This is a genomic window from Bacillus sp. FAU18, assembly GCF_056033885.1.
Genome location: NZ_JBVYHZ010000004.1, coordinates 377,745 through 393,178, shown reverse-complemented (window position 1 = coordinate 393,178; position 15,434 = coordinate 377,745). Strand labels below are relative to the sequence as shown.

The 15,434-nt window shown below is 50.0% G+C and carries 3 protein-coding genes; all 3 read right to left on the bottom strand.

Annotation, left to right across the window (positions count from 1 at the left end):
• Positions 1 to 52 precede the first annotated feature (52 nt).
• From srfAD to srfAB, 3 genes are read right to left on the bottom strand one after another with little or no spacing between them, the layout of a single operon-like run.
• Positions 53 to 781: a surfactin biosynthesis thioesterase SrfAD gene (gene srfAD, locus AC0OMU_RS12985; protein ID WP_181218208.1), complete on the bottom strand. Its 729-nt coding sequence runs from the start codon at positions 779 to 781 to the stop codon at positions 53 to 55.
• A gap of 28 nt (positions 782 to 809) precedes the next feature.
• On the bottom strand, positions 810 to 4,637 hold the full coding sequence (gene srfAC / locus AC0OMU_RS12980; RefSeq protein ID WP_181218206.1) for a surfactin non-ribosomal peptide synthetase SrfAC: 3,828 nt from the start codon (positions 4,635 to 4,637) through the stop codon (positions 810 to 812).
• 36 nt (positions 4,638 to 4,673) lie between these two features.
• Positions 4,674 to 15,425, bottom strand: coding sequence for a surfactin non-ribosomal peptide synthetase SrfAB (gene srfAB / locus AC0OMU_RS12975; protein ID WP_474241228.1), 10,752 nt, complete (start codon positions 15,423 to 15,425; stop codon positions 4,674 to 4,676).
• Between the last annotated feature and the right edge of the window lie 9 nt (positions 15,426 to 15,434).

The window sequence follows — 15,434 nt, the reverse complement described above, 5'->3', positions numbered from 1 at the left end:
AGTTGGCATTCTACACAAAAAAAGCGGAACAGCCGAAGCTGTCCGCTTTTGATCACGGTTGAATGATCGGATGCTGATTCAAGATCGCAAAAATCCGTTCTGCGACTTCTTCCGTTTGTGACAGCAGGAACATGTGCCCGCCGTCAAATTGATGGAATGTGATGTCTTTTGCCCACTTCTTCCAGCCTTCCGCATCTCGTATGCATTTTTTATCACCAAGCCCGTTAAAGACATGAACAGGCGACTGGATCTGGGCCAGATCGTGAAGCTCAAATTGTTCAAGAGCCCGGTAATCTGATCGGAAAGAAGGCAGGAAAAAGGACATGACCTCCTTATTTTCAACAAGCTCTGCGGGCATTCCGCCTAATTGGATAATATGATCGAGAAACTGATCATCAGGCAGGTGGGACACTTTCTTCCGCTGAATATGAGGCGGCTGGATTGCAGAAATGATAACCGCCTGCGGATAGACGCCTTCACGCTCAAGCTTTTGCGCCAGCCTGAAGGTGATCATTCCGCCCATACTGTGTCCGAACAGCACAAACGGCCGATCAGGGCGAAGGTTCAGTTCTTGCTTGTACAAATCCGTCAGCTCTTCGAGATCCTCAATAGCTGACGTTTGATTCGTGCCGTGTCCCGGCGGCTCGGCAGCGAGCATCTCGCACTCCCCCTGCAAAAAAGCATGGAGAGGGCGAAACGACGCCGAGTAGCCGCCGGCAAACGGAAAACAGATGAGCTGCGTTTTTTCCGACGCATCAAATGATTTGAAGAGTTGGCTCATTGGCTGTCTCCTCCTTTCATCACTTCATTTATGAAACCGTTACGGTTTGTGTATTAAGAAATTCGAGCAAAATCCCGGCATTCCTATCTAGCGTTTCGCCCTGCAGCATTTCTGCGTGTGTTCCGAAGCCTCTTTTCACACGGTAAGCACCTGTTGTAGCTTCTTCCCATGATGCAAGCCATTCCGGCATGTCAAAATCAGCGCCGGAAGTCAACAGATCAATATCTGCTTTCACCTGGCCTGTGCTGATCAGATTGACGTAGTATGAGTAAAAGGCATGTGTTTTTTGCTTGAGGCCTTGTTTGACGGCTTCGCTGTTGAGCGCTTCATTGTCCCGATTGACATTCATCAACGCTTCGACATCACTTTCAACCGTGCGTCCGTCCAGATCACTGACACCTTGTTTTTTATAGGAATCCACCATGATGATCCGCTGAACAATACGGCCTTGTTCCTCAAGCTTTTTGGCAGCTTCAAACGCCAGGCTGCATCCCGCTGAATATCCAAACAATGTTAAAGGCCCTTCCGGCTGCAGCTTCTGGATCAAATCCGCATAGCGGTCAAGCCGGTCTTCCTCCTCAATAAAATCAAAGGCGCACAGCTTGTATGACGGCAAGCGGCTGGACAGATTTTGGTACATAAGGCCATAGCCCAAGACCGGCGGAAATGCGAAAATGATCTGCTCCTGATCCTGATTCATTATCGTTACATCCTGCAAGCCATCAGGGCCCCCGTTTTTCACATACGCTGAAATGCCGGCGATCGTCGGCGCTTCAAACAAAAGCTTTACTGGAAGATCAATCCCGAGCTCTTTCTTGATTCGGGAAGCGGCGGTCATGGCCTTCAAGGAATGCCCTCCGAGCGCAAAGAAATCGTCATGAATGCCAATTTGCTTTCTGCCGAGAACCTCAGACCAGATTTGTGCGATTGTTTCTTCCATCTCGTTCCGCGGTCCGATCCATTCTTCCGCCAGCTGATCCTGATCAGGTTTTGGAAGCAGCCGTTTATTGACTTTCCCGTTCGTCGTTAAAGGAAGCTCATCCAAGAAGGTAAAGGTTTGCGGCACCATATAAGCAGGAAGCTGTTTTTTCAGGTGCGCCTTCACGTCTTCAGCTGAAAGCTGCGTTCGGTTCACAAGGTATGCGTTGATTGATGCATCGCCAGACTCAGGGCGGTCCGCCACAACGACCGCATCTTTCACACCTGGGTATTCCTGCAGCTGCTTTTCGATTTCTTCAAGCTCAATCCGGTGTCCGCGTATTTTGACCTGGTCGTCAATACGGCCGGCGTATTCAATCGTTCCATCCGGCAGCCAGCGTGCTAAATCCCCTGTGCGGTAAAGCGTTTCTCCCAGCTTGAACGGGTTCTTAATAAACTTTTCCTTCGTGAGGTCAGCACGATTTACATATCCTTTTGACACGCCCATTCCGCTGATGCACAGTTCACCGATCGCCCCGAATGGCTGGAGCTGGCTTTGCTCGTTCAGAATATAAACACTGGCATTGCTGATCGGCTTTCCGATCGGCAATGAGGAGATGGAATCCGGTATATCATGCACGACGTGAGCAGTCGCAAACACTGTTCCCTCAGTCGGCCCGTAGCAGTTAATCAGCTTGCCCGGCCCCATGACCCGTAGCGCTTTTCTGACATGAGGCACTGAGGCGCGCTCTCCGCCGAATAATATACAGCGTAGTCCCTTCATCCAATCCTCTCCCGTATCTGTGAGAAGATTAAATAGTGCGGTTGTCGCAAACATGACATTGACATTCTCTTGCAGGATCAGATCTGTGAGCCGTTCTGTATCAAGCAGCGTATGTTCATCTGCGATAATGAGACGTGACGCATTCAATATTGAAGCGTAGAAATCAAAGGTAAATGCGTCAAAGGCGTAATTGGAAACAGATAAGAATGTATCTTTCTCAGAGAATGCCATGTAGTCTACATGCTTGACCAATCCTTGAATATTGGCATGAGTGGTGATATTGCCCTTTGGCTTTCCGGTTGTGCCGGACGTGTACATGATATATGCCGGATCATTAGGATCAATCGCGGTTGCAGGATCGCTTGCCTGTTCTTCAAACCGTGTTTGATCATCAATGAAGAGCGTTGTGCCTGTATACGGCAGCTCAGCCGCTTGTTCTTTCATCTCCTGATGCGTCAGAAGACAGGCTGCCGCACTGTCAGCCAGCATATACGAGATTCGGTCCTCTGGCAGCTTCGGATCAACCGGCAGATAGGCTGCTCCCGCCTTTAATACACCGAGAATGCCGATCACCAGTTCAAGTGAGCGCTTCGTGTACAGCGCTACAACAGAGCCTTTGCCCGCACCGTGTTTTTGCAGCCGGCGTGCAAGGCGGTTCGCTTCCTCATCTAATTCGCGATAAGACAGGGTCTGGCCGGAATACGTAAGCGCCGGCGCATCCGGATTGCCGTTCACTGCTTCCTTGAACCAATCCGTCAGAGGCTTTGTTTCATGAGCTTGAGCCGGCGGGTTTAAGCCGGTTAGCAAAAATTCTCTCTCCCTGTCGTCAACGAGGTTGATCGTGCTGACAGGCTGATCCGGATTCTGGATGAGCTGCTGAATTGCTGTAAGAAGCTGAGATTTCAAGCGCAGGATAAACGCCTCATCAAACACATTCTCATTATAGGCAAGCTTAATCAGCATCTCATCTCCCGGGGAAGCCATCAGGTTGAGATCATAATTCGACTTCTCAAAAACATGAACATCCACCATATCAAAGCCGTTTTCACTGCTTTCTTCATTTTTTGCATCCTGAAGCGGATAGTTCTCAAAAACAATGATGTGGTCAATCAGTTTCGGCTGATCAGCCTGGCTTTGGATGTCATAAAGCGGCACATATTGATGCGGCTCAGACTGCAGCGATTGCTCCTGCAGCTGCTTGAGCAAGCCGTTAAATGTGATACCCTCAGACAGCTTCACACGTCTCGGGACGACGTTGATAAACAGCCCAACCATATGTTCAACGCCTTTGATTTCCGCGGGACGCCCTGAAACAACTGTACCGAAGGCCAAATCGCCAGACTGCTGATAGCGGCTGATCAATACGCTCCAGACTGCCTGCAGCGCCGTACTTAAAGTGGTATGCTGCGATTTTGCAAGCTCGGTAAAGGCCTTTGTTTCCGCCTCCGGCAGTGAAAAGAGCAGCTCTTTCGGCTCATAGCCGTCCTTTTGTTTCTTTCTTTGCTCCGCAAACGTCGTTTGTCCTTCAAAGTCCTCTAAATACTCGCGCCAGTAACGCAGTGATGCTTGTTTATCCTGCTTTTCAAGCCACTTGATGTAGTCTTTATACGGTTTGACGGGCGGCAGGCTGTACGGCTTTTGTTCGCGCAGAGCATTGTATACCTTAAATAGATCCTGTACGACGATGCCGAAGCACCATCCGTCCAAAATAATGTGGTGGTAGCTCCACACCCATTCAAAGCTTTCTTCAGCTTTCTTGAAAATGGCTGCCCGCATCGGAATATCCCGCGTCAAATCAAAACCCCTGATCTTATCCTGTTCTTTGTACTCATTGATTTTGGCTGTTTGCTCGCTGCCCGTTAAGTGTGTCAGATCGATTTCTTCTATATGGAACTGCCGTTTTTTCAATACGACTTGGACAGGTCTTTTTACTTTTTCGTGAATGAACACGGTACGAAATACATCGTACCGGTCCATGATGACATTCATGCTTTCTTCAAGACATTTGATATTCAAGCTGCCTTTTACTTTCATCGTGATTTGTTCAAGGTAAAAGCTTTGGCCGGGATTCAGGATGGCATGAAAAAGCATCCCTTCCTGCATCGGCGATAGGTAATACATATCTTGAACCTGATCCTTGCTAAATTGACTCATATGTTTCGCTCCCGCCTTCTGTAATTCCCTTGCGTTTTATTTTAAATTCTCCTCAAGCATGTCAAAGATATCTCCCATCTCGTCCATTTCAAGGTCTTCTGCGCTGAAGTCGCTTGGTGTGAATTCCTTGTCTTCTTTTTCCGTGCAATGGCGGATTAGCATCAGGAGGTTTTCTTTAAACCGTTCCATTCGCTCTTCAATCGTGGCTCTTTCAAACTCCTTTTCATTGTAGGAGCAGGAAAGCACAAACCGGCCATTTCTGATCATGCCGCTGAAGCTTAAAGCGTACAGCGCCTCTGATTCTCCGCTTACTTGGCGCCCCATATCGAAAGCGGACGGTTCAAAGAAATCGGTTTTGACTTCACTGTCGAATTGGCCCAAATAGTTGAAGCTGATTTCCGGTGTGAAGCCCTTTGTTTCCGCTGTTTCTGTGAAATAACGAAGAATGCCGTAGCCAACACCTTTGTCCGGAATACGGCGCAGGTTTTCTTTGACTGTTTTGATCACAGCTGAGGCATCTGCTTCAGATATGTCGAGCACAACAGGGTATTGTGCCGTAAACCAGCCGACCGTTCTGGAGATATTCACATTCGGGATAATGTCCTCCCGGCCGTGTCCCTCAAGGTTAATGCCAATTTTGGCACCCTTTGTCCATTCTTTCATTGTCAAACCGAGCGCGCTGAGAAGAATATCGTTGATTTCAGTTCCATATGGCTGATGAACATCTGTTAAAAGATGCTTCGTGTCTTCTTCCGTTAGTTCACATAGGACGGATGATGTATCCTTGACGATCCGCTGCTCTGTTTCACAATCCTTCGGTAAAGGAGAAACCTGTTCAGCGGCAATTTGCGACCAGTATTCAGCCTGCTGTAAAAGATGCGCTGATTGGCTGAATGCCGCCAGTTCTTCCGCCCAGTCCTTGAAGGAGTTTGTTTTTTGTGGGAAGACAAGGCTCTCTTCTTTCTCAGCCTGCATGTAGCCTGAAGCAAAATCTTCAAGCAAAATCCGCCATGACACACCGTCGACCACGAGATGGTGTACAGCAATGAGCAGGTGATCCCCAGCTTCTGTGCGATATTGCTCCGCCTTTAAAAGCGGCCCGGTTCGCAGATCGAGACTGCTTTGCAGCTTGTTCGCGAGAATCTTAATCTGGCTTCTCAGCATCTCTTCATCGGAGCCGTACAGATCCACGATTTCGAAGCTGACCTTGCTCTCACCGATCGATTTATACGCCTGAACGAGGTCCCCGTTTTCCTCACGGTAGACCATGCGGAGCGCGTCATGATGCTCGATCAGCGCCTGCAATGTTTTCTCCACCCGTTCAGGATCAAAGCCCTTCTTGGCGTGAAGCATCACCGATTGGTTCCAGTGGTGCTTGTTCGTGAAGTTCTTTTCAAAGAACCAGCGCTGGATCGGCGTCAGGATGACTTCGCCCTCCACCGGGCCTTGGTCTGCCTGTTTGCCTTCGGCACGCTCTACATATTGGGTAAGCTCTTCGATCGTCGGGTGCTGGAAGAGATCTTTCATTTCCAGCTTCCAGCCGTGCTGGTTCAAGCGGCTCGCCATTTGAATTCCTTTGATGGAATCTCCGCCAAGCGAGAAGAAATTGTCGGTGACACCGACTTCAGACATTCCAAGCACATCCTGCCAGATGCCGGCAAGCAGCTCTTCCATGTCGGTCGTCGGCGCTTTGTATTCTCCGCTTCCCGCTTCAATGTCCGGCTCAGGCAAGGCTTTGCGGTCCACTTTGCCGTTTGCCGTAACCGGAAGCTCGTTCAGCGTCACCCAGAACGCCGGGATCATGTAATCCGGCAGGGTTTCCTTCAGTGCTGATTTCAGGGCTTCTATGTCAGCTGTTTCCGGTGTGACATACGCCGCGATCGCTGTGTTGCCGCCTTTATCTTTGACAGCTGTCACCGCCGCATCCTGCACCTCAGAAAGCTGGGCGAGCTGGACTTCAATTTCTGAGAGCTCGATCCGGTAGCCGCGGACCTTGACCTGCTGGTCGATCCGGCCGATGTACTCAATGCCGCCGCCCGTCCATTTCACTAAATCGCCGGTACGGTACATGCGCTCACCCGGCACAAACGGATCAGCGACAAACCGCTTCGCGGTTTCGTCTTCTCGATTCAGATAGCCGCGTGCCAGTCCGCGCCCCGCCACGCAAAGCTCTCCGGCTACGCCTTCCGGCTGCACCTGATTGCCCTCGCCGAGAATGTACACTCTCGTATTGGCAATGGCCCGTCCGATGGAAAGCGAGCCTTCCTCCGGATGGATTTCTCCGCTTGTGGCAACGACCGTATTCTCTGTCGGCCCGTAGTTATTGACGAGTGTGTACGGCTTTTTCACTGCGCGCTTCAGCTTGTCTCCGCCTGTGAGCAATACGCGTAGCGATGTGTTCTCTAGCTCCATGAACTGTTCCGCAAGCTGTGTCGGCAGGAACGTGATCGTTATGCCGTTCGTTTCAAAATAATCGTTCAGGCGGACGATATCGAGGCGGATCGCTTCATCAATGACGTGAAGCTCAGCACCGATCGTCCAGGTCGGGAACATCTCCCAAATGGAAGCGTCGAACCCAAAGCCTGCGTACTTCGCACTGCGGTCCTCCGCTGTCATGCTGAACGCGTCGTGGTGCCAGAAGCACAGGTTCACAAGCGCATGATGCTCGACCATGACACCCTTCGGCTGTCCGGTCGTTCCAGACGTGTAAATCATGTACGCCAAGTTCTCCGCGGTTACAGCCGTCTCTGGATTTTCCTCGTCGTTTTCATCAAGCGGCAGGCTTAGAATCGTGCGGCTTCCGTCGAGAAGAATGACATCTCCCGTATAGCTGTCCGGCACTGAAATGCCTTCCTGTTTCAAGAGAAGCTTCGCGCCGCTGTCCTGTAAAATATATTCAATCCGCTGATCCGGGTAGTCAGGATCAATCGGCACAAACGCCGCTCCCGCCTTTAAGACACCGAGCACCGCGGCGGACATTTCAAGCGACGGCTTCGTGAGAATGCCGACGCGGTCATCCGGGCTGATGCCGCAGTCCATCAGAATCCGCGCAAGACGATTTGCCTTCGCATTCAGCTCGCCGTACGTCCAAGACTGGCCGTTGTATGTGACAGCCGGGCGGTCTTTGTGGCGCTGGACAGTCTCTTCGAATAGCTGATGAACCGTTTTGTCTGTCGGCACAGGCAGCGATTTGCCCTTCCATGCCTCAAGAAGCGCTTGTTTTTCTGTTTCAGTGACAAATGACAGGCTGGAAAGCGGCTGGTTCGGGTTATCCGCAACAGCCTTTAGTAGCCGCAGAACGTATTCGCTCCATTTTTCAGCTGTTTCTTTCGCGAACAGATCTGTCGCATATTCGAGCTGCAAGCCAATGCCATTTTCATCGGTAAATCCGCCCAGTGTCAGATCAAACTTAGAAGTTCCCTGATGAGCCTCATAAGGTGAAATGCTCAGATTTTGCAATGCAAGCTGTTCTTTATCAGGGTTTTCTGTCGTCACCATCACATTAAACAATGGGTTTCGGCTCATATCCCGAGGGAGATCAAGCTGATTAACCAGATCTTCAAACGGATACTCCTGATGCTCAAGCGCTGACAGGTTCGTCTGCTTTGCTTGCTCCAAAAGCTCCGCAAATGTTTGCTGTTCTTTCGCTTCCATTCTCAGGGCAAGTGTATTGACGAACATTCCCGGCATGTCCTGAATATCAGCATTCGTCCGGCCGGCAGTAACGGAGCCGATGACGATATCCCGCTGTCCGGAAATTTTACTTAAAAAGACGTGGAAAACAGCATGGAGCACCATGTGCAAGGTCGTTCCGGTTTCCGTAAGCAGTTTTTCTACCGCCTTTGCCGTCTCACTTTCCGTACGGAAACGGATCGTATCTCCTTTAAAGCTTTGCACAGGCGGACGGGCGTAATCGAGCGGGAGATCAAGCTCTGGCAGCTCTCCTGAAAGAACCGACAGCCAGTACGCCTCATGCTCCTTCATTCGTTCTTTTTGCTCAGCTTCATTTTGCCAAACGGCGAAATCTTTATAATGAAGCGCCGGCTCCGGAAGCTGCTCTCCTTTGTAAAGCAGCGCCAATTCTTTTACAAAAATGCCTCTTGAGACGCCGTCTGCGATGATATGATGCATATCTAAAAGCAGCAAATGTTTTTTCGCTTCTATTCGAAGCAAAGCTGCGCGAATGAGCGGTGCGTCGTTTAAGTCGAATGGCCGGATAAATTCCTTAATCTTTTGGTCCGCTTCGTCTTCTTTGGCTTCAAACAGATGAAGATCAACCTCCGCCTTCTCAATGATGCGCTGAACAGGCTCACCATTAGCTTCCATAAATGACGTCCGCAATGATTCGTGACGATTCACAAGCTGATTGAGTGAGTCGCGCAGGCGCGAAATATCAAGCTCGCCTTCCATTAGAAGAACAGATGGCATGTTGTAGCTTATCGTCTGGCGGTCAAGCTGATTGAGCACGTACATCCGTTTCTGTGCGGATGACAATGGATACATATCCTGCTTGTCAGCCGGTTTGAGGACTTGATGGCCGCCTGAAACGGCAGACGCCTCCATATAAGCCGCCAGCTGGCGAACAGTCGGCTGCTCGAACAGTGCTTTAAGCGGTACGCTTTTCTCCAATTCCGCCTGAATGTTGGCAATCAGCATCATCCCTTTTAATGAATGGCCGCCTAAATCGAAAAAATTGTCGTCAATGCCGATGGCTTCTATGCCAAGCGTTTTCTGCCAAATGCGGTATAAGCTTTCTTCAAGCGCTGTCTCCGGTGCGGCCAAGGCCTTGCCTCCGGATTGTGCCGCGTTCGGCTTCGGCAAAGCGTTTCTGTCGGTTTTTCCGTTTGCCGTCAGCGGAATCGCGTCAACCTGCACAAAGAAAGCAGGAATCATATGAGACGGCAGTGTTAGGGAAAGCTGGTTCCGGAGCTCTGCTTTTTCAATAGCTTGATCCGACGTATAATACGCGCAAAGCTCTTGAAGGCCGCCCTCGGAAACCGCTAATACAACCGCTTCTTGAATTCTGCTGAGGCTGAGCATGACCGTTTCAATTTCTTTCGGCTCAATGCGGTAGCCGCGGATTTTCACCTGATCATCAGCCCGGCCGATAAATGCAAGCGTACCGTCAGAAAGTTTTCGTACGACATCTCCGGTTTTGTACATGAGACTGCCCGGCGAATATGGATTTTCCACAAATCTCTCGGCTGTCAGCTGAGGCCTGTTGAGATACCCTCTCGCAAGCCCCTGTCCCGTGATATAGAGATGTCCGCTCGCTCCCGGCGGCACAAGCTTCAATGCTTCATTTAAGACAAGCGCGCCGGCATTCGCAATCGGCCGTCCGATTGTCGGGCGGTTCGCAAATGCATCCGGCTCAGACAGATCAACCCGCCCGGCGATGGCGCCGATTGTTGCTTCTGTCGGGCCGTAGTGATTGATAAATTCGGTGTGTCCATACATCTTACGGAAGGCGAGAACATCAGTCGGGATGATTTTTTCTCCTCCCAAGACGATCAAGCGCAAGGATTCAAAGTTCGCATCTTTTGCAAAACTGGCTGAGTTCACTATTGTATGGAACAGAGACGGTGTCAGTTTGATATATGTGATCCCATGCTCCTTGATATAGTGCGCTATTTCATCCGGCGCCGTATAGGTTTCCTTCTGTACGATATGGAGCTCGCCCCCGCCCAGAAGTACGGGGAACATGCTCGTATAGCCAAGGTCAAATGCGTAAGATGAAAGCAATACAGTCTTATCATTTTCCTTCAGGCTCGCCTCTTCACTAAACCAAGAGACATAGTTTGTCAGATTGCGATGCTCAATCTGCACGCCCTTCGGCTTTCCGGTCGTGCCGGACGTATAAATGACGTATGCAAGATTGCGAGACCCGGAAATCGATGATGGGCGCTCCTTGCTTTCATTTCTCCACTTATCGTCATCAAGGCTGACGATTGTCCCTTCATATTGCCCAATAGCCGTCATGTTTCTTTCATTCACGACCGCAATTTTTGCTCCGCTGTCCTCTAATGAATAACGGATTCGTTCTTCAGGTGTATCAGGATCAATCGGAAGGAAAGCTGCCCCCGCCTTCATGACACCGAGAATGGATACCATAACTTCAGCTGACCGGTCCATAACAATCGCGACAATGTCTTCATTTCCGGCCCCTTGGGCACGAAGATGATGCGCCAGCTGGTTCGCCTGTTCATCAAGCTCGCGATAGGTCAACAGATTTCCGCCAGCCTTCACCGCAGGATGGTCAGGTGTTTGCTGGGCCTGTTTTTCAAAAAGAGCGGCAAAGGTTGCTTCGGTAATTTGAGTCATATGTCTTTCTTCTAGCAAAGCAGCCGTTTCTGCAGATGAAAGCAGATCTACATCAGACAGCCGAACGTTCGGATTAGCCGCGGCCGCTTTGATGATATTGACAAAGTGGCGGCTCCAGCGGCGGATCGTCTCGTCCTTAAACAAGGCAGTCGCATAGTCAAAGCTTAGGCCGATATCCTCTTCACGCTCGACCGCTTCCAAGGAAAGATCAAATTTCGCAACATGATGAAGCATGGAATACGAGGAAATCTTCAAATCTCCTAATCTTAATGAAGGAATCTCCATATTCTGCATGTTGAACATCACGCTGAACAGCGGACTTCTGCTTGTATCCCTTGTAAGCGGAAGCTTTTCAATCAGCTCCTCAAGCGGATAGCTCTGGTGCTCGAATGCTTGAAGGCTGGCTGTTTTGACCTCTTCAAGGAATTGCGCGAAGGTTTTATCCCCCGCTGGTGCCGTTCTGAGTGCCACCGTGTTGACAAACATACCCGGCACACCTTGCAGATCAGGATGTGTTCTGCCAGCTGTCGGCGAGCCGACAATGATATCATCCTGTGACGCGTACTTGGAAAGGAGTACATTGAACGCCGCCAGCAAAAACATGTACATTGTCGTATCTGTTTCTGCCATGAGCGATTTGATTTGAGCCGTGATTTGCTTATCAAGCCCAAACATCACGCGCTCTCCCGCAAAGCTCCGTTCAGCAGGCCGCTCGAAATCCGCGGGAAGATCCAGTATTGGCAATTCGCCTTTAAAGACATCGAGCCAGTATTCCTCATCTTTTTGATTATCAGTTTGTTCTTTGTGCCAAACTGCATAATCTTTATAGTGAATTTGTGGCAGTTCCAGATCTGCGCCTTGATATATTTTGGCAAGATCACCGATTAGAATGCCTGTTGAACTGCCGTCAGTAATAATATGATGCATATCAATGAGCAGCAGGTGGCGTTTTTCTTCCAGCTGGACAAGCTTCGAACGGACGAGCGGCGCGCGGTTTAATTCAAACGGCTGAACAAATGCTTTGATTATCTCTTCCGCGTCTTCTTCCTGTCCCTTGGCAGCCTCCAGCTGGAACGATATGTTTTTATGAACGGTTTGCACAACCTCTCCGTCGATCATGTCAAACGATGTACGGAGGATTTCGTGCCGATTGATTAATTGCTGTATCGCGTTTTCAAGCCGGTCTTTATCTACTTCTCCCTCCAGCAGAAGTACAGCGGGGACGTTGTAGCTTGTGTTTGCTTGTCCAAGCTGATTGAGGATATACATTCTCCGCTGGGCCGGGGATACAGGATAATGCTGCTGATAAGGTGCTTGCCTGATCGGTTCAAACGTCTGCTCCTCCTTGCTCTCGTTCTCTTCCAAATACAGTGCCAGTTCTTGAATAGTCGGCTTTTCAAAAAGCACTTTTATCGGAACTTCCTTATGAAAATGCTCTTGGATTTTCGCCGTCATCATCATCGCTTTCAAAGAATGACCGCCGATCATAAAGAAGTTATCGGTAACGCCTGCTCTGACGCCGAGTATTCCTTCCCAGATCTCCGCTAATTTCTTTTCACTCTCTGTTTCTGGTGCTGCGTATTCCGGCTGCACGGCTTCTGATTGCGGTGCAGGCAGTTCCTTTTTGTTGATTTTCCCGTTTGGCGTGAGCGGCAGACTTTCCATTTGAATCAGGTGGGCAGGGACCATATAGTCAGGCAAAGACTGAGACAGTGTTTTTCTCAGCTCACTCACAGGCACTTCACGATCCGCCGTGAAGTACGCGCAAATTTCATTTTCATCCGCTTTGTTCTTGCGGATGATCACCGCAGCTTCTGTCACATGCTCAGCCATGTTCAGTTTTGTTTCAATTTCGCCAAGCTCAATTCGGAAGCCGCGCACCTTCACTTGGTTGTCGATTCTGCCTAAAAATTCGATATTGCCGTCCGGCAGCCATCTTGCCAAGTCACCAGTGCGATAAATTCTCTCACCCGGTCTGAACGGGTCTTCGAGAAATTGCTTCTCCGTCAGCTCAGGGAGATTCACATATCCTCGCGCTACACCGATTCCGCCTACGCAAAGCTCACCAGGCGCGCCGATTGGCTGCAGACATTGCTGCTCATCCAGGATGTAGGCAGTGGAATTTCCGATCGGCTTCCCGATTGGGATAGAGCCGCCATACTCACGGTCGATCAGAAAACTGGTTGAAAACGTCGTGTTTTCTGTCGGGCCGTATCCGTTCCACAATGAAAGTGACGGCGATGCCTGTTTTACTTTGCTGACTATATGCGGGACAAGTGCGTCTCCGCCGATGATTAAATGGCGCAGTGTGCCGAACATACCAGCATCCTTTGCGGCAAGCTGGTTGAATAAAGGTGACGTCAGCCACATCGTCGAGATTCTTTGCTCACGCAGAAATGCAGCAAATTGTTTCGCATCAAGCAGCGTCTCTTTTTTGACCGGATAAAGCGCTGCGCCATTCAGCAGTGCGCCGAATACCTCAAACGTTCCGGCATCAAAGCTGACAGCTCCCGTTTGCGCCATGCGGTCCTCTTCAGTAACAGGAACGTACCCGGCATTTTTGACGAGGCGCAGAATGCTTTTATGTTCGATCATGACGCCTTTCGGTTTGCCCGTTGAACCGGATGTGTACATGATGTACGCCAAATCAGACGGGGCGGATGGCAGGTTGAGATTGTCAGCCGCTTCACTCTCTTCAAAGCCTATGTCCAGTGTAAGAACCGGCACCTGCAGCTGATGTGCCTGCCCTGTATAAGAATTTCCGGTCAAAACCATTCGAACAGAGCTGTCCTCTGCCATGAAACGAAGACGATCCCCAGGAAGCGCTGGATCAAGCGGCACATATGCGGCGCCTGCTTTTAACACAGCCAGCATGCCGACAACGGTTTCTACTGAGCGGTCGTTCATAATCGCTGCTGTTTCCCCTTTTTGAAGCCCTTGTTCGACAAGCTTTCTCGCCAGACGGTTAGCCGCTGCATTCAACTCGCGGTACGTCAGCTCGGTTCCTTCATATACGACGGCAGTGCTCGCCGGCGTCCGTTTCGCTTGCTCTTCAAACACTTGGTGAACAGCCATTCCTTCAGGGAATTCGGCTTTCGTGCTGTTAAACACCTCGACAATTTGCCGCTGCTCTTGGTCTCCAACAAGCCCGTACTCACGCACAAAAGCGGCCGGCTGATCGACAGCTGCTTCCATCATGCGGGTAAGGTGCTCCGCTGTCCGTTCGATAAAAGCGGAATCAAAGGCGGCTCCGTTATATTTAATTTTGACGGTCCATGTTTTGCCTGGATACACAATCAGGTTGAAATCGAAGCTCGTTTGTTCAAATGCGCTTTCTACCTTAATCGAAAACCCGAGGCGGTCTTCCATGCTGCCGTTTTCAAGCTCTTGATCAAGCGGATAATTTTCAAACGCGACCAGATGGTTTAAGAGATTGCCATCAAGGGCTGAGCGTTTTTGAATCTCATAGAGCGGCACGTAATCGTAACGCTCTGCCTCTACTGCATGCTGCTGAACAGCTGTGAAAATATCAGCGAATGCAGCATCTCGTTCAACTTTCACCCGCACCGGAATGGTGTTGATAAACAGCCCCGCCATCGTTTCAATTCCGTTGATTTCAGACGGCCTTCCTGAGACGACCGTTCCGAAGACAACATCATCCGTAAAGTTGTATTTGCTGAGAACAATGCCCCAAACGGCCTGAAATAGGTTAGGCCCTGTCACTTGATGGAGATTTGCGGTTTGCTGAATACGGGCAACCAATGTTTCGTCCCATGTAAAGGAATATTCTTTATTGACGTATTCGTCTTTTTTTACAGGCAGGCGGCCCGGGAGCACGCTTGGCTGTTCAAAACCCGCCAAGCGCTCGCTCCAGTAGCTCTCCGCTTCTTCATTGTCCTGTTTTCCAAGCCACTTGATGTAATCGGAATAAGGCTTGCCCTGACCGTTTGCCGGTGTCCTGCCTGCTCTGAGCGCTTCATAGTTTTGGAACAGGCTTTTCATGAGGACGCCCATGCTCCAGCCGTCCATCATAATATGATGATTGCTCCAGACAAGATACAGCTGATCTGCATCAAGGCGGAAAACCGCTACCTTGAACAATATGTCTTTTGCCAGGTTAAAGCCTTGGCGCTGAACGTCTTGTTTGTAACGCTCAATGTGCTCTTTCTGGCGGTTCTCGTCTGCATGACTGATATCCTCATAATGCACCTTTGTTTTGCGTTCCGCTAACACGACCTGACGCGGTTTTTGCAGCTGCTGATGCACAAATACCGTACGGAGAATATCGTATGACCGAATCAGTTCATTGACGCTTTTCTCAAAGATTTCAAGATCAAAAGCGCCGTGAATCCCAAGCTCTAATTGTGTGAAGTACGAGGAAGAATGCGGATCAAGCATCGCATGATACAGCATTCCCTCCTGCATTGGTGTCAGTGCGTACACCTTTTGAATCGATTTTTTGCTCATATGCCACCT

What these genes read in the sequence shown, in the direction of transcription:
- srfAD (WP_181218208.1), bottom strand. Translation starts at nt 781, where the DNA reads ATGAGCCAACTCTTCAAATCATTTGATGCGTCGGAAAAAACGCAGCTC.
- srfAC (WP_181218206.1), bottom strand. Translation starts at nt 4,637, where the DNA reads ATGAGTCAATTTAGCAAGGATCAGGTTCAAGATATGTATTACCTATCG.
- srfAB (WP_474241228.1), bottom strand. Translation starts at nt 15,425, where the DNA reads ATGAGCAAAAAATCGATTCAAAAGGTGTACGCACTGACACCAATGCAG.